The sequence below is a fragment of the Nocardioides sp. genome (assembly GCF_035697785.1).
Taxonomy (GTDB): Bacteria; Actinomycetota; Actinomycetes; order Propionibacteriales; family Nocardioidaceae; genus Nocardioides_B.
This window is the reverse complement of sequence record NZ_DASSCL010000043.1, coordinates 54,721-74,710: the sequence shown is the minus strand read 5'-3', so window position 1 is coordinate 74,710 and position 19,990 is coordinate 54,721. Positions and strand designations below refer to the sequence as shown.

Below are 19,990 nucleotides of genomic sequence, written 5' to 3'. Positions count from 1 at the left end.
TGCCTGTATGGGTATGGAGCTCACGCACACCTTCACTGTGCCGGCGACGGTCGACGCGACCTGGGCGCACTTCCAGGACATCGAGTCGGTCGCGGGGTGCTTCCCCGGCGCCACCGTGACCGAGGTGTCCGGCGACGACTTCAAGGGGTCGTGCAAGGTCAAGCTCGGACCGATCGCGCTCGTCTACTCCGGCACCGGGTCGTTCGTCGAGAAGGACGAAGCGGCGCACCGGTTCGTCGTGGACGCGAAGGGGAAGGACAAGCGCGGGAACGGGACGGCCGGCGCGACCGTGACCGCGACGATGTCCGACAGCGGCGGCTCGACCGACGTCACCGTCGTCACCGACCTCGCGATCACCGGCAAGCCGGCGCAGTTCGGCCGCGGCGTCATCCAGGACGTGTCCGACAAGCTGCTCGGCCAGTTCGTGGCCTGCCTGGAGCAGCAGGTGGGCGAGAGCACGGCCGCCGGCGCAGCGGCGGCGACCGAGACCGTCGAGCCGGCCGGCTCCGAGATCCCGCCTGAGCCACCGGAGTCACCGGCGGCACCCGCGCCGCCGGCGGCACCCGCCACGGCCGGCTCCGCGTCGGCGGCGAGCGCGCCCCGGTCGGCCGCGCCACGTGCAGAGGCGAAGGAGGACGACGCCCTCGACCTCGGTGCGACCGTCGTACCGATCCTGGCGAAGACGTACTGGAAGCAGGCGCTTGCCGGCCTCGTCGTGCTCCTGTTCGTCATCCGGATGATCCGAAAGAGGTAGCCGGCACGCCAGTCGAACCCCCGCTCCACCCGCCTGATTCGACGCGACGTACTTGCTCTCCCAGCCTGCGGGAAACAGCAAGAACGTCGCGTCGTATCGCGCTCTAACGGGTGAGACCGCCGAGCGGGGCGACCGCGATGCCGCTGTGCTCGCACACCCAGGTGGGCTCGGGACCGCCGAGCTCGGGATGGATGTAGAGGGCGTGCGGGTCGAGCGCGTCGCAGGCCCGGCACAGCGGCCACCGGCCGACCCGGTCGAGGATGGCGTCCTGCACGTCCTGGGCGATCAGGCCGGCGACGTACACCCGGCCCTCCTCCCACTGCGAGGTCCACCACCGCCGCGTGGTCAGCGACTCCTCCAGCGCGGACACCGACTCGACGTCGGCGGCGCCGGTGACCTCCAGGTCGTGGAGCACCATGGCGCGCGCCTGCATCAGCGCGTCGTCCGGGCCCTCGTCGGCGGTCACCCTCCTATTGTGAGGGCATGTCCATGACGCAGCCGGGTGTGGCCCGGGGGGACGCGCCCCTGCTGGAGGTCGCGGTGCTGCACCCTCGCGACGTTGCCGGTGCCGACGAGGGCGGCGCCGACCGGCTGTACCTCTTCGACCGCAGCACCACCGACATCGGTCTCTCGCCCGAGCCGGGACTGGTGTCCGGGGTCTGCAAGGAGACCGACCTCCCGGTGCGGGTGCTGCTGCGGCTCAACGACTCGCACACCACGACCGGCGGCGAGCTGACCCGGCTGGTCGGGTTGGCCGAGTCCTACCTCAACGTGGGCGCCGAGGGTCTCGTGCTCGGGTTCCTCGACGGCGACCTGCTCGTCGACGAAGAGGTCTGCGAGCACATCGCGGGGCAGCTGGCCGGGGTGCCGTGGACGTTCTCGCGGTCGATCGACGCGTCCCTCGAGACCGACCGGGCGTGGCGTCAGGTGCTGCGCCTGCCGGGCCTCGACGCGGTCCACTCCGCGGGGTCGCCGCGGGGGCTGGCGGCCGGCTTCGACGACCTCGTCGACCGGGCCGGCTCCGACCCGGACGTGGCGCGGCTGATGATGGCGGGCGGTGGGCTGAAGGCGGAGCACGTGCCTTGGCTGCTGCGGGCCGGCGTCCGCCAGTTCCACGTCGGCGGGTCGGTGCGGCCGGGAGGCTCGTGGGACAAGGCGTACGTCGACCCGGCGCACGTGCGGTCCTGGCGGATGCTGCTCGACGACGCAGCCGACCGGGCCGCCGGCGCCGGCGCATGAGCCCCGCATGACGCTGCTCATCGACCCGCCCAACGCGCCGGGCCACGGACGCATGTGGTCGCACCTGGCCAGCGATGAGAGCTTCGAGGAGCTGCACCGGTTCGCCCGTGGCCTCGGCATCCCCGAGCGCGGCTTCGACCGGGACCACTACGACATCCCGGCCGAGCGCTACGACTCCGTCGTTGCCGCGGGTGCGGTGCCGGTGTCGAGCCGGGACCTGATCACGCGGCTGCGTGCAGCCGGCCTCCGCCGCCGCAAGTCCGAGGTGCTCGGCACCGGTCGCCCGGGCCGGGCGCTGGTGCGGCCCGAGCCGCTCAGACCGGGCGCCCGGGTCGCCGTAGTGGCTACCTCCGGGCCGGTGCCCGAGAGCCGGCTGGCCGTGGGGCTGGACGTGCTGCGCTCCTGGGATCTCGACGTGCAGGTGGCCGGCCACGTGCTGGACGCAGGCCACCCGTACCTCGCGGCGAGCGACGAGCACCGGGTCCGCGACTTCACGGCCGCCTGGCTCGACGACAGCGTCGCGGCGGTGGTGTGTGCGCGTGGCGGGTACGGCGCGCAGCGGATCGTCGACCTGCTCGACTGGGACCGGCTCGCCCGGGCGCGGTCCAAGCTGCTGGTCGGGTTCTCCGACATCACCGCGCTGCTCCAGGCCTTCGCCGCGCGGCTCGGGCTGGCCACCGTGCACGGCCCGGTCGTGACCAGCCTCGGGTCCGGCGACGAGGAGTCGCGGGAGCACCTGCGGCGGACGCTGTTCGAGCCCGCGCGGTCGCTGGTGCTCACCCCCGAACCGCTGGTGGTGCTGGTGCCGGGGACGGCCGAGGGCGTGCTCGTCGGCGGCAACCTGGCGGTGCTCGCTTCGGGCGCCGGCACGTCGCGGGTGATGCCGGCCGCCGGGTCGATCGCGGTGCTGGAGGACATCGGGGAGGAGCCGTACAAGCTCGACCGGGTGCTCACCCAGCTGCTGCGGTCCGGCTGGTTCGACGGGGTGCGCGCGGTGGTCGTCGGCCAGCTCACCGACTGCGGCCCGGAGGAGACGGTCCGGGCCGTCCTGGTGGACCGGCTCGGCGGGCTCGGCGTACCGCTGGTCATGGGGGCGCCGTTCGGTCACGAGGACCGCAACCTCGCCCTCCCCCTTGGCGTACCGGCCCGGCTCGACGAAACGATTCGTCTGCGGTTAATGGGGTGATTCAGGCGGGGGCTTCGCAGACGAATCGTTGTTGAGCGCGGCGAGCTCGGCCTCCAGGTTGACACGGGCCCGGTCCTCCCACAGCCGGCGGCCGGTCGCGGTGTGGAACAGGTGGTCGGACTCGGCGAGGTCCCTCAGCACGGCGGCCCGGCCGGCCCGGAACACGGCTTCGTCGAGGTGGGCGTACTCCGTGCGGACACCGGCGACGTACTCGGCGTAACGGGCGTCGTCCGAGGCCAGGATCGCCAGGTCGGCGTCGCACAGCACGGCGCCGCGAGGGTCGTCCGGCGCGGGCCGGTGGGACGCGGTGAGCCGGACCAGCCGGGCCACCTCCGTCACCAGCTCGGCGGGGCACCCGGCGGCGCCGAGCTCGGTCTCGGCGAGCGCCGCGGACCGTTCCTCGAGGTCTCCGTCGCGGTCGTAGACGGCGTCGTGGAACCACGCCGCCAGCAGCACGGCGTGCTGGTGCGGGGGCGGGAAGATCGCGATCTCCATCTCGGGGCGGGGCAGCTCGTCGCGGAGCAGGTGGATGTTGTCGACGACCTCGTTGAGGTGGCGGACGTCGTGGTACCCGCGAGCCGGGTCGTCGTACGCCGCGAGCAGCCGGTCGCGCAGGTCGGTGTGCTGACCGAGCGGCCACGACTCCAGGACGTCCATGCCGGCGACGCTAGCCCAGGGTCGACAGGAGTACGCCGAGGAACCGGCCGCGGTCTGCGGACAGGGCGACGTGCCCGTTGGGCGGCTGCCCGGTCACGCCGTCCACGTCGATGACGGTGCGGCCGTAGCTGGGCCCGTCGGTCGTCTCCACGTCGACGAGCAGGTGCCGCAACATCAGGACGGCCGGGTCGATCACGTAGGCGACGGTGAGCGGGTCGTGGACCGGCGCGGCCGGTCGAGCGCCGGGCCCGCCCCACCCGGCGTACTGCTCGATCCGCTCCTCGACGAGGTCGGCCGCCGCGACGCCCGCGGGCGTGCCGAGCCGGCGCAGACGGTCGCAGTCGTCGTGGCCGAGGGGCGCCTGGTGCGTCGCGTCCAGGGTGACCATGACGAGCCGTCGGAAGCCCGCCCGCACGACCGTGTCGGCCGCGACCGGGTCGTTCCAGACGTTTCGCTCGGCGTGCTGCGTCACGTTGGGGATCCGGTGACTGCCGCCCATCATCACCAGCTGGTCGACCGCGTCGACGATCCGCGGGTCCGCTGCGAGCGCGAGGGCGACGTTGGTGAGCGGCCCGGTCGAGACCAGCCTGACCGGACGGGTGGCCGCGCGCAGCGTCTCCACCAGCCAGTCCACAGCGGGTGAGGCGTCCGCGGCACGGCCGCTCCGGTCCCGCGCGCTGCTCGCCCCGCGGTGCACGGGTACGTCGGACCGGCCGACGTTGTCGAGGACCCGCCGCGTGTTGTCGGTCGTGTCGGCGACGGCGAGGTTGCCGAACACCGTCGTCACGCCCAGCAGGTCCAGACCCGGATGGAGCGCGGCCAGCATGATCGCGACCGCGTCGTCGGTGCCGGTGTCGCAGTCGAGCACCAGCTGCCGCGCTGTCACCTCATGCGTCGGGGCCGAGGGACAGGTCCACGGTCCCGGTGACCGTCGGATCCGGTCGGAAGACCACGAGGTGGCTGAGGCCCAAGAACGTGGAGTACGGGGCGAAGACCGGCGCGTCCGGGCGGACGGTGCCGATGGCGTAGTCGCCGCAGCCGAGCGGACCGTGCGGGTCGGCGGAGCAGTACGCCGAGCGGGTCGGGGCGATCACGGCGTCCCAGGCGCCGGTGGTGTCGGGGGCGGAGGCGACGAACCGGTGCCGGAACGGAGGCGTCGGGCTGGACGGCAATGCAATCTCGGCGACCGCCCACCGGCCCGGTGCCGTGGCCGTGAAGCGGGTCGGCGCGGCGTCGTACGACATCGCTGGCAGCAGGGTGGCGCTGCGCAGCCGCACCGTCAGCGGCTGGTCGGCCTGGTCGGGGCCCGGGGTGACGTAGAGCCGGTAGCTGCCGTCCGAGGGGAGCAGCCAGCCCCGGCGGTAGTTCCAGTCGTGCACCACCGCTCCGTCGGGTCCGACGAGCTCCGCGTGCCCGCCCTCAGCGAACGAGGGCAGCGGTAGGTCGGGGTAGACGAACGCACCCGCGGTGGCCGAGAAGACGATCTCGCGCTCCCGCCCGGGGACGCCACCGTCGGCGACCGTGACCGGGGCACCCTCGAGGACTGCGGGAGCCGCGACGGGAGTGGACAGGCTCACCTCCGTGTCGCGCTCCGGCACGAACAGGTAGCGGCCGGGGAGCGTCTTCGGACCGAACGGGAACTGGTTGGGCCACTCCCGGGAGTGGGCGGGCCGCCCGGTCTCGAGGTAGGTCGGCGTACCGCGCTCGAACGGCAGCCGTCTGCCGTCGGGATCCAGCACCCGGGCCCAGGGTCTGCTGTCCGTCCAACCGCGCACCATCATCCTCCCGGTGCTTGGCACGTCGACGACGGCCACGTCGACGGTGCCGCGTCGCCGGTCGAGGGGCTCGCGTGCGCCGTCGGGCATGAGCGGCACCAGCCGGAACCGGGTCAGGTCGGCCGAACGGAGGTCGTACCCCCAGCAGGGCACCACCAACAGCCGGTAGCTCCCGGTGCGCGGGAGCCGCCACAGCTGGGACCGCTGCTGCCGGACGACGCGGTCGTCCTTGCGCAGGACGGTGCGCGTGCACGAGTCCGGGCCGTGCCCCCTGGCGACCAGGTCGACATGGTCGCCGCGCTCGCCCTCGAAGCGCAGGTCGAGCCGTCGTCCACGGGCCTTGACCGGGTCGGACGGGTACGACGTGTCGCGCACCAGCGCCGGGGGCTGCGGCGCCCGGGCCGTCCGGCTGACCAGGCCGCGCTCGGTCAGCGCCACCCGGAGCTTGTAGCGGTGGGTGTCCACCCGATGGGTCATCGTGAAGGTGCGCCCGGCGGCGTTCCTCCGTGCCACCGTCACCCAGGACGTGCCCCGTCGCACCTGGAGCTCCGCGCGCGTCGGCGCCGAGCCCTGGCGGGTGACGTGCACGCGGACGTTGCGGCCGCGCACCTGACCCGACGGCCAGTCGACCTCGATCGCGACCTTCGCGGCCTTGGCTACGCGCGCGTGCTGGGCGCCGTCTCGGCCGGTTCCGACGGACGGGCCGGTCGCGGCGGCGGTCGGAGTGAGCGCCGCCAACGCGACGGCGAGCAGCAGGGCGAGCGGACGGACCATGTGAACCCCCGGGTGAACGATCTGTCGTGGACCTTAGCGGGCTCGGCTAAGGAGTGCCGAGCTCGCCGGGCAGATCCGCGGTGTGCAGGATCGACAGGCTGGTCACCGCCCGGGTGAGGCACACGTAGAGCCGGCGCAGCCCGGTCATCCGGTCGGCCTCGCCGGCGACGATGCCCGCCGGCTCCAGGAGCACGACGTGGTCGAACTCGAGGCCCTTGGCCAGCGACGCCGGCACCAGGTCGAGCGGGTCGTCGAACTCGACGGCACCCGGCGGCAGGTCGGTGGGCTCGTCGCCCAGCACGGCGTGCCCGATGCCGGCCGCGATGAGCCGTTCCCGCACCCGCGGCACCAGCGCGTCGGGGACGATCAGTCCCACCGAGCCGACTCGGTCCCGCGTCACGGAGACCAGACGGACGAGCTCGTCGTCGAGCGAGGACACCCGTCGTACGTCGAGCTCGCCGCGAGTGCGGCGCACCGACCGCGGCGGCTCGAGCCCGGGCGCGACGACGGGCAGCAGCCGAGCGGCGTACTCGATCACCTCGCCGGGCACGCGGAACCCCAGCGTGAGCTGCTCGATGTGCGCGCTCGTCTTGCCGAGGTGGCCGAGCGCGTCCTCCCACGAGCGGCTGGCCCACGGTGTCGTCGCCTGCGCCAGGTCGCCCAGCACGGTGGCGGAGCCGGTCGAGCAGCGCCGGCCGACGGCGCGCAGCATCATCGCGGAGAGGTCCTGCGCCTCGTCGGCGACGACGTGACCGAGTGACGGGGTCCGGTCGACCAGGTCGGCCACCTCGTCGATGAGCACGGCGTCGGCGAGGGACCAGCGGGCGGAGCCGGGACCCTTGGGGGGCTTCGCCCAGAGCAGCAAGCGCTGCTCGTCGTCGGTGAGGATGCCGTCGGCGGCGGCTGCGAGCGCCTCGCGGTCGCCGAGCAGCGTGAGCAGGAGGCGGGCGGGGTCGACCGCGGTCCACGCCGACTCGACGTACCGCTTCACCTCGCGGCTGCGGGCGACGGCGTCCTGCACGCGGTCGTCGGGGGAGTCGCCGGCGAGCTCCATCTTGACCAGGATCCCGTGCGCCAGCCGCTGCGGCAGCATCGCCCGGGCGGCGCCGTAGCGGACCCCGCGGCGGCGCAGGTCCTGCAGGATCTCCTCGACCTCGTACGTCGCCAACCGCCACCGTCGCGCTCCCCGCGGCACGAGCAGCCCCTCGTCGGGGACCCGCACGCGTGACCACAGCGCGCGATGCAGCACCTCGGCCATCCGGGCGTCGCCCTTGAGGGTGGCCACCTCGGGGGTGTCCTCGCCGCGCACGGCGTACCGCGCGTTGAGCCGGGCCAGCGTCTTCGCGACGAGCTCCTCGATGGTGGTCTGCTGCGCGTCGATCTCACCGAGCGCGGGCAGCACGTCGCCGATGTAGCGCAGGAACGACGCGTTCGGCCCGACGACCAGCACGCCCTGGCGGGAGAGCTGCTCGCGGTGGGAGTAGAGGAGGTACGCCGCCCGGTGCAGCCCGACCGCCGTCTTGCCCGTGCCGGGCGCGCCCTGCACGCAGATCGACTGCTCGAGGTCGGCCCGGACGATGACGTCCTGCTCGGGCTGGATGGTCGCGACGATGTCGCGCATCGGGCCGACGCGGGGGCGCTCGATCTCGGCCTCGAGGATCGCGCTGTGCGCGTCGTCGGGGACGCTGCCGTCGATCAGTCCCTCGTCCTCGTAGGCGGTCATCGCGCCGTGCTGGAAGCCGAACCGGCGGCGCAGCCGGACCCCCATCGGCTCGGTCTTGCTGGCCCGGTAGAACGGCAGGCTGATCGGCGCGCGCCAGTCGACGACCATGGGGTCGCCGATCTCGTCGCTGACGTGCCGGCGGCCGATGTAGAAGTGCTCGCCGACCGTGTGGTCGGGTGCGTCGGGGTGCGTCGGGTCGTAGTCGAGGCGGCCGAAGAAGAGCGGCACCGTCGGGTCGTCGGCGAGCGCCTTCATCCGCAGGTGGAAGGCGGACTCGAGGAACTTCCGGCTCACCCAGTCTCCGGCGGCTGCGGAGTCCAGCCCGGCGGTGCGCTCGCGCATCCGGGCGAGGGCGGCGCGGGACTCGGTGAGGTGACGGCGTTCGGCCTCGAGCTCGGGGTCGGCGGGGCTGTTGTGGGGGTCGTTGTGGGCGTCGTTGCGGTCGGAGTCGGCGTGGGTGGGATCGGGGACGGGGGTCGGGGGCGTGGGAGTAGGCACGCGGGGACCTCACAGGGTTGTCGGGAGCCCGCCGACGTTACCAACGGATGTGGGGGCGGTCACCTGGTTTTCGGGCACCGCCTGACACACTTCGACACGTGCTGGACGCCTTCGACCTCGATCCCGACGTGGTGCACCTCAACCACGGGTCGTTCGGGTCGGTGCCCAGGGCGGTGTCGGCGGCACAGACCGCGATCCGCATGCGCGCGGAGGCGAACCCGATGCGCTTCTTCCGCGTCGACAGCCCGGGCCTGAAGGGGCAGGCGCGCCACGTCGCGGCCGAGTTCCTCGGCGTCGGGGCCGACGAGGTCGCGATGGTCCGCAACGTCACGCAGGCCACCGCCGTCGTACTGTCCGGGCTCGCGGTGCGCCGCCGGCTCGGGCCCGGTGACGTGGTGGTCATCGGCGAGCAGGGCTACGAGTCCGTACGCCGAACGGTGGCGCACTGGTGCAGGCGGACCGGCGCGTCGTACCTCGTCGTGCCACACCCCGTCCACGCCGACGACGCCGACCTGGTCGACGGCTTCCGTCAGGCCCTCACCGGGGTTGCCGAGCGGGGCGAGCGGGCGGCGCTGGTGATCGTCGACCAGATCACCTCGCCGACGGGCACGGTGGTGCCGGTCGAGCAGATCTGCGCCCTGGCCCGGTCGGTCGGTGCGCTGACGTTCGTCGACGCCGCGCACGTGCCCGGGCACCTGCCCGCCCACCCCGAGCGCACCGGTGCCGACTTCTGGACCGGCACCTGGCACAAGTGGGGCTTTGCGCCGCGCGGCACCAGCGCCCTGTGGGTCGCCGAGTCCGAGCGCGACACGACCGAACCGCTCGTGACGAGCTGGAACCACGGGCAGCCGTTCCCGTGGCCTTTCGACACCTACGGCACCGACGACTACAGCGGCTGGTTCGCCCTCGGTGCCGCGGTCGAGTTCTGGCGTTCGGCCGGCGGTCCCGCGATCGCTGAGCGAGCCGTCGAGCTGCTCGACAAGGGCGCCGCCGTCGTCGCGTCCGTGCTGCCCGAGGTGGACGTCGAGGTGCCGCGCACGCCCGCACCGTGCCTGCGCCTGGTCGGCCTGCCCGACGGGGTGGCCACCACGGTCGAGGCCGCGGATGTGTTGTACGAACGGCTCAGCGCGCTCGGTGTCGAGGCCCAGGTGACGCCGTACGGCGGACGCGGCTGGATCCGGCTCTCCGGCGCCGTCTACAACGTCCCCTCGGACTACGAACGCCTCGCCGACGCGCTCCCCGCCGCCCTCCCGTCCCGTTGAGACGCGCCCCCCGAGCGTTGAGGAGTGGGTTGGAGGGTGTTCAGACGTGAGTGACGGGTGTTCAGACGCGCGCTGGAGGCGTTGATGAGCGCGTTGGAGGATGAAGCGCGCGTCTCGGGAGCCGGCGGGCGCGCGTCAACACACCCTGAGCGCGTCTCAACAACCTCGGGGCGCGTCTCAACATCCCGCGAGGCGCGTCTCAACGAAGGGGTCAGGCGGAGGCGACGTCGTCGGCGTCGACGATGCGGTAGGCGTAGCCCTGTTCGGCGAGGAACCGTTGGCGGTGCTGGGCGAAGTCTGCGTCGACGGTGTCGCGGGAGACGATCGCGTAGAACCGGGCGGTGCTGCGGGAACCGTCGGGCTGGTCCTTCTTGGGGCGCAGCAACCGGCCGAGGCGCTGGGCCTCCTCCTGCCGCGAGCCGAACGAGCCGGACACCTGGATCGCCACCGACGCCGAGGGCAGGTCGATGGAGAAGTTCGCGACCTTGGACACCACGAGCAGGTCGATCTCGCCGCGCCGGAACGCGTTGAACAGCCGCTCCCGCTCCTTGACCGTGGTCTCGCCCTTGATGACGGGCGCGTCGAGCCGTTCACCGATCTCGTCGAGCTGGTCGAGGTACTGGCCGATCACCAGCGTCGGCTCGCCCTTGTGCTTGGCGACCAGCTCCTCCACCAGCCGCGTCTTGGCGGCGGTGCACGACGCGAGCCGGTAGCGCTCGTCGGGCTCGGCGGTCGCGTAGACGAACCGCTCGCTCTCGGGCAGCGTCACGCGCACCTCGACGCAGTCGGCGGGGGCGATCCAGCCCTGCGCCTCGATGTCCTTCCACGGCGCGTCGTACCGCTTCGGCCCGATCAGGCTGAACACGTCGCCCTCGCGGCCGTCCTCGCGGATCAGCGTCGCGGTGAGCCCGATGCGGCGCCGGGCCTGCAGGTCGGCGGTCATCCGGAAGATCGGTGCCGGGAGCAGGTGCACCTCGTCGTAGACGACCAGGCCCCAGTCTTTGGCGTCGAACAGCTCGAGGTGGGAGTAGACGCCCTTCCGCCGGGTGGTCATCACCTGGTACGTCGCGATGGTGACCGGGCGGATCTCCTTGCGGGATCCGGAGTACTCGCCGATCTCCTCCTCGGTCAGCGACGTGCGACGGAGCAGCTCCTCCTTCCACTGCCGCGCGGACACGGTGTTGGTGACCAGGATCAGCGTGGTCGCCTTGGCCTGCGCCATCGCGGCCGCACCGACGATGGTCTTGCCCGCACCACAAGGGAGTACGACGACGCCGGAACCGCCGTGCCAGAACGACTCGGCCGCCTCACGCTGGTAGGCGCGCAGCTCCCAACCGTCCTCGCGCAGGTCGATCGCGTGCGCCTCGCCGTCGACGTACCCGGCGAAGTCCTCGGCCGGCCAGCCGAGCTTGAGCAGGGCCTGCTTGAGGTTGCCGCGCTCGGACGGGTGCACGAGCACGCTGGCGTCGTCGATCCGGTTGCCCAGCATCGGCTTGACCTTCTTGGCGCGCAGCACCTCCTCGAGCACCGGACGGTCGGTGCTGGAGAGCACCAGGCCGTGGGTCGGATGCTTCTCGAGCCGCAGCCGTCCGTAGCGCGCCATGGTCTCGGCGATGTCGACGAGCAGGGCGTGCGGCACGGCGTACCGGCTGAACGACAGCAGCGTGTCGACGACCTGCTCGGCGTCGTGGCCGGCGGCCCGGGCGTTCCACAGCCCGAGCGGCGTGAGCCGGTAGGTGTGCACGTGCTCGGGGGAGCGTTCGAGCTCGGCGAAGGGGGCGATCGCCTTGCGGCAGTCCTGGGCGCGCTCGTGCTCGATCTCGAGGAGGAGGGTCTTGTCGGACTGGACGATCAGCGGACCGTCGTTCACGAGACGGCCCCCGAACCAGCGCTCGCGGCCTTCTGCCGGGCGCGGTAGGCGGCGACGTTGGCGCGTGAGGAGCAGCGGTCGGAGCAGTACCGCCGGGACTGGTTCGGCGACGTGTCGACGAAGACGTGGTCGCAGCCGCTGGCGTCGCAGACCCCCAGGCGGGTCGCCCCGAGGTCGCACACGAGCGTGGACAGCCCCATCAGCGACTCCGCCACCAGCAGCTCTGCCACCGACGACTGACGGTCGGCCACGTGCATGTGCCAGTCGGGACGACCGGAGCCGGAACCGCCGTGGCCCGCGATGTAGGGCGTCACCGGGTGCTTGGCCAGCAGCGTGTTGAGCTGGTCGACGACCCCGTGCTCGTCGCCTTCATTGGAGGACTCGAACACCGGCCGCAGCTCACGCTGGAACCGTCGGAGGGTGGTGGCGTCACGCTCGACGACCTGGTCGTGCAGCCACGCCCGGTCCCCGAGGAAGGAGACCACGGCGGCGGCGTCGTCCAGGTCGGCGTTGACGAGCCCCGCGGAGCGCTCGGCGTAACGAACAAAGTCCATACCTGCAGGTTACCTGCCCGTTCCACGCCAGTCCGCCGGTAAGGCCCAATGCTGGGGGACCTCCTACTCCATTCGGGTGATACCGGTCGGAGGCCCGGATCCATCATCATGAACACCTGGAGTCCGAGGAGTCCGTCGATGGCCCGTGCAGGCTTGCTGGTGGCCGCGGTGCTGTTGAGCACCGCGGCCCTTGCGGCGTGCGACGCCGACGAGCCCGCCCCCGCCCCGGAGCCCGAGCCCTCCGCGATCCAGCGCAGCGTGGCCCAGCGGGCCGACTCCGTGGAGGAGATCGTCGCCGCCGACATCGACGCCGGCGTTGCACCCGGAGCGGTCGTCGTGCTCGCCGACGACAGCGGCGAGCGCACCGTCGTCCGGGGCGTGGCCGACAGCGAACGTCGTACGCCGTTGCGCCCGAACCACTCGTTCAAGACCGCCGCGCTGACCGTGCCGATCGTGGCGGCCACCGTCATGCAGATGGAGCAGGACGGACTGCTCCGACGTGACCAGACGGTGGCCGAGCTGAGCCCGGGCCTGCTCGCCGCGGGGGACCGGATCACCGTGGAGGAGCTGCTCGAGCACGCGAGCGGCCTGACGGAGGGTGGTCCCGCGTCCGACGACGACGCGTTCGTGCGCGAGATCGCGGACGAGCCTCTCGACCGCCAGCCCGGCGAGCGGTTCGAGTACCGCAACGAGGACTACGCGGTGCTCGGGCTCGTGGTGGAGGCCGTCGAGGGTCAGCCACTGTCGGCGGTCCTGGACCGGCGGGTGTTCGAGCCGCTGCGGATGAGGACGGCGCGGCTGGCGCCCGAGCAGCCGGCGCCGCCCGGGCTGGCGCACGGGTACGACGACGGGCAGGACGTGACGGACGAGGACCTGTCGTGGGTCGGCGGCGCCGGAGCGGTGACTGCCGGCGCGGAGGACATGAGCGCCTTCCTGCGTGGGCTCTTCGAGGGGGCCCTGGTCCCTTCGGCCGCCGTGCAGCAGATGACGGAGATGCGTGACCTGAGCTTCTCCGGCTGGAGCGGCTACGGACTGGGTGTGGCGCGCGTGCACACCGACTGCGGCGTCGCGTACGGCCACTCGGGCGGCGTGCCGGGCTACGCCAGCGAGGCGTGGTACGACCTGGAGACCGGCCGGTCGGTGGTCATCATGCTCAACAGCGTCGGCGGCGCGGTCAGCGGCACGGTCGACGCGATCCTCCAGGCCGCTCTCTGCGACTGAGGGGTGGCCCGCGGTGACCGGGCCGGTGGCGCGGCCGCGCGGTTGCCTCAAGTCGGGGGCTCGGACGACCGATTCCCAAGGGGCAGGCGAATAGTTCTCCGAGGGAGCGCGGTGAAGGTCACCCGAGCACTAGTCCTCGCCCTGGTCCTCGGGTCCGTGGGCTACGGATGGCTGCTGCTCGCCCCGGCGTCGGCGTCAGGTCCCTTCGGTGACCTGGTGGTCGTCCCGCTCCTCCTCGCCCTGCCGCTGGTCGTGCTGATGCGGGAGCAGAGGGACGCTGCAGGGGTGCGTCCCTGGCTGCTGCCGCTGTCAGCGGGAATGGCGCTGTTCACGCTCGGCCACCTGGCCTCCGCCGTCGAGCGGTACGTCGCTCCTGGAGGCGAGGGCCATCTCGGCGACATCGTGACGATGGTCGGCTACCCGTTCCTGCTCGGAGGTCTGCTCGCCGCGACCGCCCAGCACGTGCGCGGGCTGCGGCTCACGATGTGCCTGGACGGCGTGGCCGGCGCGCTCGCGGGCGCTGCTCTGGCCGCGCTGGCCGTGACGCCGCTGCTGCCGTCGCTGGCGGGACGGCAGTGGAGCACGGTGGTGCCGCTGGCGTACCCGATCGTCGACGGGGTCCTCGTCTCCGCCGCGCTCGGCGGCCTCGCACTGGTCGGAGCCCGTCACGGCCGCCGGTTCGGCCTCTGGGTCCTCGGCCTGGCCGGGCTGAGTCTCGCGCACCTGCTCGAGGCCCACCAGGTGGCGGTCGGCGCCACGGTCGACCCGCTCGACACCGCCGTGGTGGTCGTCCCGGCTCTCGCCCTGCTGGCTGTGGGCGCGCTGGGCCCCGGCGCGGTCTCCGTTCCCGGCGTGCCAGGGGCGCGCTCGCTCGGCGTACCGGCGCTCGCCTCCTCCGCCGCGGTCGCCGTCCTCGCCGCCGCGCCTGCGTGGGACGTCTCGGCCGTCCCCTCGCTGCTGGCGCTCGCCGCCCTCGTGGTCTGCGGCGTCCGGTTCCTGCGCGCGTTCCTGCAGCTCCGCGAGCTGGCCGAGGTCCGCGAGCTGGCACTGACCGACGAGCTCACCGGGATCGCCAACCGGCGTGCCCTCTACGTCCACCTCGACGCGCTGCTGGCCCTCCACGAGCCGGACGGCGCCCACGACGGGTCGGAGCCGCCGGCGTCCTTCGCCGTCGCGCTCATCGACCTCGACCACTTCAAGGAGGTCAACGACACCCTCGGCCACGCGACCGGCGACGCTCTGCTCAAGGGCGTGGTCGGTCGTTTCGCGGCCGCGCTGGAGGAGCTGGACACCCCGCACCTGCTCGCCCGCCTCGGCGGCGACGAGTTCGCGGTCGTCCTGCACGAGGCGACCTCGCGCAACGCGGCGCTGATCGTGGGCCAGGCCCTGCAGGAGGCGCTGGCCGAGCCGCTCGAGCTGCCCGGGACGGCGCTGCACGCCGGCGCGAGCATCGGCCTCGCCGTCGCGCCGGTGCACGGCCGCACCCGCAGCGAGATCCTGTTCGCCGCCGACGCCGCGATGTACGCCGCCAAGACCTCGGGCGACGCGGTGCGCTTCCACGCCCCCGCCCGGGACGAGAAGACCCAGCAGCTGACGCTCGCGGAGGACCTGCACCGGGCTCTGGTCCGGCACGAGCTGTGTGTGGAGTACCAGGCGATCGTGACCGGCGAGGACGACCTGGTCGGCGTCGAGGCGCTGGTCCGCTGGGACCACCCGGAGCGCGGGATGCTGCTGCCCGCCGACTTCCTGCCGGCCGCGGAGCGCTACCGGCTCACCGGTGCGGTGGCGCAGCGGGTGCTCGACGTGGCCCTCGACGACCTGTCCCGGTGGCGGGCGGACGGTGCGACCCTCGGCGTGACCGTGAACCTGTCGGCCACCGACCTGCGTGACGAGTCGATCGTGCGCGTGGTGGCGGAGGCGCTGCTCGCGCACCGACTGCCCGCCGACGTGCTCACCCTCGACGTCAGCGAGACCGCGCTGGACCGGGACGACGAGCGGCCCACGGAGGTGGTGCGCGCGCTGCACGAGCTGGGCGTGCACCTGGCGCTCGACGACTACGGCACCGGCGGCACCAGCCTCACGCAGCTGCACGAGCTGCCGTTCGGGACCATCAAGCTCGGTGGCCGGTTCGCGCGCGACACCGCCGTGGACGCCCGGGCGACCGGGGTGGTGCGGGCGATCGTCGACCTCGCCCACGCCCTCGGCCGCACGATCGTCGCCGAGGGCGTCGAGGATCGCCGTGCCCTGGTGCGGCTCCTCGAGGTCGGCTGCGACCTGGTCCAGGGCTGGTACGTCGGAGCGCCCGGATCGGCCCTGGCCGTGGAGGCGTTGATCGCGCGTAAGTCCGACCCGGACGACGGGCGGCACCGGTTCGCCGTGCCCGAGCAGCAGTCGCGCGGCGGGGACGCCCAGGTCACACCGGCGTGACGCCGGTGATCCGGTGCACCGCGAAGAGCCGCACGTCGTCGGCGCGGTGGTCGTAGGCGGTCAGCTGTCCGGCGTGGACGTGGACCGGATCCACGACGCGGTCCACGGTGGCGCCCTGGTTGTCGACGTACCCGATCAGCACCGACCGCTTGGCATCGGCCGCCTCGCGGAGCGCGCCGAGCACCTCGGCGGGAGAGGGGCGTGCGCCCGAGCTGCCGGCGGTCGACGACGGCCGATCGGGCCGGTGCCGAGCGGCGCGGTCCCCGGCACGGACCGCCGTCACGGTGGCCGCCACGCGGGCCCCGAACCGGGCCGCCGACCGGGGGTCGTGCGGGAACCCCTGCGCGGGCTCCGAGCGCGGGCGGGACCGCGGCGAACGTGCGCGATGCACCTCGCGGCGAGCCAGGCGGACGGTCCCGTCGGGCGCCTCCACCACGGGCGCGGAGCCGAGCTCACGCAGGCGCGGGAGCAGTACGTCGAGGGGGACGTCGCTCACCAGCACCGTCGGGGCGATCCGGCGGAGCCGCAGCGACGCCGCCTTGGGATGGTGCACGAGCTCGGCGAGCGCGGACTCGTCGTCGCTGCGCAGGAAGGACTCGGCCGAGCCGACCCGGACCGTGCCGAACTTCCGGGACACGTCGTCGACGAGGTACACCAGCGGCTGCGGCACGGGGGTGCGTGACGACGCCGCGAGGAACGCGTGGATCTCCGCGGCCGACCAGCCGGAGTCGAAGCCGCGGCGGACCGAGCGCTCGGTGAACCGGTAGACGGTCGCGCCACCGCGGGACTCGATGTCGGCCAGCATCGCCAGGTTGTGCGCGAGCTCCTGCTCGAGCGGGCCTGGGGCGACCGCGGTGAGGTCGGCCTGCAGCAGCATGTGGTCGACCGGTTCGGGGAGCAGCGGCTCGAGCGCCGCAGCCGCGTGGTGGGTCGGGTCCTCGTCGAGGAGCAGCGCCCGGCCGTGGCCGGCCAGGCCGCCCAGCGCGACCACGCCGACGACCGCGGCCTCCTCCATCGCCCAGGCGACCGCCTCCCGACGCGCGGCAGGACGGCGGGGCCGCATCCAGACCAACCGGTCGACCAGCGACGGCAGCCCGGTCCCGGCCGCCAGCACCTCGCCCGCGGGGAGGGCGCCGAGCTCGGCCAGCGCCATCCTGCGGGTCTCGGGCAGCCAGCCGCGCTCGAGGTCCGGCGTCAGCGCGTTGACCGGTTTGCCGCCGGGGCGGCTGCCCACCAGCGCGATCATCCGCGGGGTGTCCAGCCAGGCCAGCGCCAGCCGGGTCCACCGGTCGGCAGGTGCCGCCGCCGACCAGACGTCGAAGGCGTCGGTGGGCAGCCAGGCGGCGTCCTGGTCGTCCGTGGAGCCGACGTCGACGAGGCCGGCGGCCGCGGCGAGCTCGACGAGCAGCGCGGCCACCCGTTCGTCGACGTGGAGCAGCTCGGCCGCCGCCCTGAGCTCGCGTACGCCGAGGCCGCCGGCCCGCAGCGCGTTGGGCGGCTCGGTGCCCCAGTGCTCCAGCAGCAGCTCCACGTGCCGCACCAGCTCGAACGCGGCTCCCGCGGCGGCCCGGTCGACCAGCGCCGCGTCGCGCGCGCCGGTGGCGAGGACCGGGGGCGTGCCCACGGGGTCACGCGTGGTGTGGCCGCCGCGCAGGTGCAGCGCCACCTCGCGGGGCACCGCGACGTGGCGCCGGTCGCGGGCCACGAGCAGCCCCCGGGAGAGCAGCTGGTCGACCGGCCCGGCGTGGTCGCCTCGTCGTACCGAACGGTCGGTCGCCTCGACGCTGCCGTCGCGGCCCTCCCGGTCGAGGTGGTCGAGGATCGCCGCCGCCTTCTCGTCGACCTCGGCGAGCAGCTTGCCGACGACGGCCGGGTCCGCGAGGCGGGTGCTCACGGCGACGATGTCGGTGGCACGGTCGCCGCTGGGCGCGGCGCCGAGGTCCGCGGCGAGCGCGGCCACGCGGCTCGGCCCGTAGCCGCCGAGCAGCACCTCGGCGCCCGGCCCGAGGCCGCTGACGGGGGTGCCGACCGCGTCGGGCAGCACGCTCAGGCAGCGCAGCCGGTCGTCCTCGCCCCAGAGCAGCGCCAGGGCACGGAGCCGGTCGAGGGCCCGGTCGACGTCGGCCCGCTCGGCGTGGACGCGGGAGCGCACCAGGGCGACCGAAGAGGTGCCGCCCTCGGCGATGACGGCGTCGAGCACGGTGAGCTCCAGCCGGTCGAGCTGGTCCGCGGCGCGCAGGGAGGACGCGCGGGTGGCGGCCCGCGAGGCGAGCTGCCCGGAGTCCTGCGGCGCCGGCGCGGTCAGGTCGGGTCGTTCCCGCAGCAGACGCTCCAGCGCGTCGTCGGGCCAGCTCCGCAGCTGGTCCGCGAGCGTGCGCGGGGAGGCGTCCGAGGGCATCCGCACCACGCTACAACCTCGGTTCCTCGGTGACGGGCGCCTCGAGAACCGCTCAGCGCCGCGCCGACCCAACGGCCGGGGCGGGGTTGCGCACACATCGACGGGTGAGTTGTGGGTGCTGCGCACATATCCATGCGTGTTTGCGATTCGTAGCGTCCGGGGTACGTACCGAAGAGACGCACGTCACGGACCCGGGACAGCCGGGGACGTGTGCAAACCCCTCGGGTGAGCCGCCCGCTCGGAGGCCGCCCCGCGAAAGGAACCCGCCTCATGTCCACATCCGCCACGGGACACCAGTCTGCGGCTCCGCAGGTATCGGAGACGTCCATCGTCAAGGTGGTCTTCGCCAGCCTCGTCGGCACCGCCGTCGAGTGGTACGACTTCTTCCTCTACGGCTCGGCCGCAGCCCTCGTGTTCGGCACCCTGTTCTTCCCCGAGTCGGAGCCGGTGACCGCGACTCTGCTGGCGTTCGGCACCTACGCCCTCGGCTTCGTCGCCCGTCCGCTCGGCGGCGTGGTGTTCGGCCACTTCGGTGACCGGGTCGGCCGCAAGAAGATGCTCGTCGTCGCCCTGATGCTGATGGGGGTCGCGACCTTCGCGATCGGCCTGCTCCCGACGTACGCCAGCATCGGCGTCGCGGCACCCATCCTGCTGCTGGTCTGCCGGCTGCTCCAGGGCTTCGCGGTCGGCGGCGAGTGGGGTGGCGCGGTCCTGATGGCCGCGGAGCACGGCGACGACGCACGCCGCGGCTTCTGGTCGTCGTGGCCGCAGGCAGGCGTGCCGCTGGGCAACCTGCTCGCCACCGGTGTGCTGTTCGTGCTCGCCGCCGTGCAGAGCGACGAGACGTTCGAGGCGTGGGGCTGGCGCATCCCGTTCCTGCTCTCGGCCGTGCTGGTGCTGATCGGCCTCTACGTCCGTCTCCAGCTCGAGGAGTCCCCGGTCTACAAGGAGGCCAAGGCCGAGATCGCGGAGAAGAAGAACGCGGACTCGCACCTGCCGATCCTCGAGGTGATCAAGACCTACCCCAAGGAGGTCCTGATCGCGATGGGCATGCGGATGGCGGAGAACATCTCCTACTACATCTTCACCGTCATCTCGATCACCTACGTCACCACGTACCTCGGCGCCGACAGCGACATCATCCTCCAGATGCTGCTGATCGCGGCGGCGTTCCAGTTCTTCCTGATCCCGGCGCTCGGCGCGCTCTCGGACCGGGTCGGACGCCGGCCGCTGTACCTCGTCGGTGCGGTCGGGGTGGCCGCATGGTCGTTCGTGTTCTTCGGCCTCATCGACTCGCTCAGCTCCGGCAAGGTCCTGCTCGCCGTCACGGTCGGCCTGTTCTTCCACTCGCTGATGTACGCCCCGCAGGCGGCGTTCTTCTCCGAGCTGTTCGGCACCTCGGTGCGCTACACCGGCGCCTCGGTGGGCTACCAGCTCGCGTCGATCTTCGCCGGTGCGCTCGCCCCGATCATCGCGGTCGAGCTGCTCGGCACGGTCGAGGAGAAGAACACCACCGCCGTGGCGATCTACGTGACGATCGCCTCCGTGCTCACCGTGATCGCGGTGCTGTTCGCCAAGGAGACCAAGGCGACGTCGATGCGCCACGACCGCGTGGTGCGCGGCGCGCACAAGTAGCCGGTCCTGTCGCTGAC

15 protein-coding genes are annotated in these 19,990 nt (G+C 73.2%); 7 read left to right on the top strand and 8 right to left on the bottom strand.

Annotation, left to right across the window (positions count from 1 at the left end; translation table 11 throughout):
• Positions 1–7 precede the first annotated feature (7 nt).
• Positions 8–754, top strand: coding sequence for an SRPBCC family protein (locus tag VFH10_RS04705; RefSeq protein ID WP_325126453.1), 747 nt, complete (start codon positions 8–10; stop codon positions 752–754).
• Between the two features lie 103 nt (positions 755–857).
• Here VFH10_RS04705 and VFH10_RS04700 read toward each other — a convergent pair whose 3' ends face one another.
• A complete protein-coding gene (locus VFH10_RS04700; RefSeq protein ID WP_325126451.1) occupies positions 858–1,220 on the bottom strand; it encodes a hypothetical protein in 363 nt (120 codons plus the stop codon).
• Positions 1,221–1,237: 17 nt separating this feature from the next.
• Here VFH10_RS04700 and VFH10_RS04695 point away from each other — a divergent pair, with 17 nt between their 5' ends.
• Positions 1,238–1,993, top strand: coding sequence for a copper homeostasis protein CutC (locus VFH10_RS04695; RefSeq protein ID WP_325126449.1), 756 nt, complete (start codon positions 1,238–1,240; stop codon positions 1,991–1,993).
• A gap of 7 nt (positions 1,994–2,000) precedes the next feature.
• Entirely contained in the window at positions 2,001–3,179 is a 1,179-nt protein-coding gene (locus VFH10_RS04690) for a DUF4031 domain-containing protein (RefSeq protein WP_325126447.1), read from the top strand.
• Here the strand turns inward: VFH10_RS04690 and VFH10_RS04685 are convergent.
• The 4 genes from VFH10_RS04685 to VFH10_RS04670 are packed head-to-tail and all read right to left on the bottom strand — an operon-like array spanning position 3,168 to position 8,606.
• Positions 3,168–3,836 (bottom strand): hypothetical protein, encoded by a 669-nt coding sequence (locus VFH10_RS04685; protein ID WP_325126445.1) that lies wholly within the window; start codon positions 3,834–3,836, stop codon positions 3,168–3,170. The two genes, VFH10_RS04690 and VFH10_RS04685, sit on opposite strands and share 12 nt — an antisense overlap.
• Before the next feature lie 10 nt (positions 3,837–3,846).
• Complete coding sequence (locus VFH10_RS04680) at positions 3,847–4,722, bottom strand: nucleoside hydrolase (protein ID WP_325126443.1); 876 nt, start codon at positions 4,720–4,722, stop codon at positions 3,847–3,849.
• Position 4,723: 1 nt separating this feature from the next.
• Positions 4,724–6,385, bottom strand: a complete 1,662-nt coding sequence (locus VFH10_RS04675; RefSeq protein ID WP_325126441.1) for a hypothetical protein — start codon at positions 6,383–6,385, stop codon at positions 4,724–4,726.
• Positions 6,386–6,431: 46 nt separating this feature from the next.
• Positions 6,432–8,606: an AAA family ATPase gene (locus VFH10_RS04670; protein WP_325126439.1), complete on the bottom strand. Its 2,175-nt coding sequence runs from the start codon at positions 8,604–8,606 to the stop codon at positions 6,432–6,434.
• Between the two features lie 98 nt (positions 8,607–8,704).
• Between VFH10_RS04670 and VFH10_RS04665 the strand changes: the two genes are divergently transcribed.
• Entirely contained in the window at positions 8,705–9,868 is a 1,164-nt protein-coding gene (locus VFH10_RS04665; protein WP_325126437.1) for an aminotransferase class V-fold PLP-dependent enzyme, read from the top strand.
• 211 nt (positions 9,869–10,079) lie between these two features.
• Here VFH10_RS04665 and VFH10_RS04660 read toward each other — a convergent pair whose 3' ends face one another.
• Complete coding sequence (locus tag VFH10_RS04660) at positions 10,080–11,738, bottom strand: DNA repair helicase XPB (RefSeq protein WP_325126435.1); 1,659 nt, start codon at positions 11,736–11,738, stop codon at positions 10,080–10,082.
• Positions 11,735–12,292, bottom strand: a complete 558-nt coding sequence (locus tag VFH10_RS04655) for a CGNR zinc finger domain-containing protein (protein ID WP_325126433.1) — start codon at positions 12,290–12,292, stop codon at positions 11,735–11,737. The genes VFH10_RS04660 and VFH10_RS04655 overlap by 4 nt, the downstream gene beginning before the upstream one ends.
• A gap of 138 nt (positions 12,293–12,430) precedes the next feature.
• Between VFH10_RS04655 and VFH10_RS04650 the strand changes: the two genes are divergently transcribed.
• Together VFH10_RS04650 and VFH10_RS04645 are read left to right on the top strand one after the other, a co-directional pair.
• Complete coding sequence (locus VFH10_RS04650) at positions 12,431–13,513, top strand: serine hydrolase domain-containing protein (protein WP_325126431.1); 1,083 nt, start codon at positions 12,431–12,433, stop codon at positions 13,511–13,513.
• Between the two features lie 111 nt (positions 13,514–13,624).
• Entirely contained in the window at positions 13,625–15,940 is a 2,316-nt protein-coding gene (locus tag VFH10_RS04645; RefSeq protein WP_325126429.1) for a putative bifunctional diguanylate cyclase/phosphodiesterase, read from the top strand.
• On the opposite strand, the gene VFH10_RS04640 is transcribed toward VFH10_RS04645, so the two are convergent.
• Positions 15,927–18,338 carry a helicase C-terminal domain-containing protein gene (locus tag VFH10_RS04640; RefSeq protein WP_325126427.1) on the bottom strand — a complete coding sequence of 804 codons (2,412 nt, stop codon included), beginning with the start codon at positions 18,336–18,338 and terminating at the stop codon, positions 15,927–15,929. The genes VFH10_RS04645 and VFH10_RS04640 overlap by 14 nt on opposite strands.
• Before the next feature lie 270 nt (positions 18,339–18,608).
• Here VFH10_RS04640 and VFH10_RS04635 point away from each other — a divergent pair, with 270 nt between their 5' ends.
• Positions 18,609–19,973, top strand: a complete 1,365-nt coding sequence (locus VFH10_RS04635) for an MFS transporter (RefSeq protein WP_325126425.1) — start codon at positions 18,609–18,611, stop codon at positions 19,971–19,973.
• The last annotated feature ends 17 nt before the right edge of the window (positions 19,974–19,990 follow it).

Coding starts and splice junctions, on each gene's coding strand:
- VFH10_RS04635 (WP_325126425.1), top strand. CDS start 18,609: ATGTCCACATCCGCCACGGGACACCAGTCTGCGGCTCCGCAGGTATCG.
- VFH10_RS04650 (WP_325126431.1), top strand. CDS start 12,431: ATGGCCCGTGCAGGCTTGCTGGTGGCCGCGGTGCTGTTGAGCACCGCG.
- VFH10_RS04705 (WP_325126453.1), top strand. CDS start 8: ATGGGTATGGAGCTCACGCACACCTTCACTGTGCCGGCGACGGTCGAC.
- VFH10_RS04695 (WP_325126449.1), top strand. CDS start 1,238: ATGTCCATGACGCAGCCGGGTGTGGCCCGGGGGGACGCGCCCCTGCTG.
- VFH10_RS04640 (WP_325126427.1), bottom strand. CDS start 18,338: ATGCCCTCGGACGCCTCCCCGCGCACGCTCGCGGACCAGCTGCGGAGC.
- VFH10_RS04675 (WP_325126441.1), bottom strand. CDS start 6,385: ATGGTCCGTCCGCTCGCCCTGCTGCTCGCCGTCGCGTTGGCGGCGCTC.
- VFH10_RS04690 (WP_325126447.1), top strand. CDS start 2,001: ATGACGCTGCTCATCGACCCGCCCAACGCGCCGGGCCACGGACGCATG.
- VFH10_RS04685 (WP_325126445.1), bottom strand. CDS start 3,836: ATGGACGTCCTGGAGTCGTGGCCGCTCGGTCAGCACACCGACCTGCGC.
- VFH10_RS04655 (WP_325126433.1), bottom strand. CDS start 12,292: ATGGACTTTGTTCGTTACGCCGAGCGCTCCGCGGGGCTCGTCAACGCC.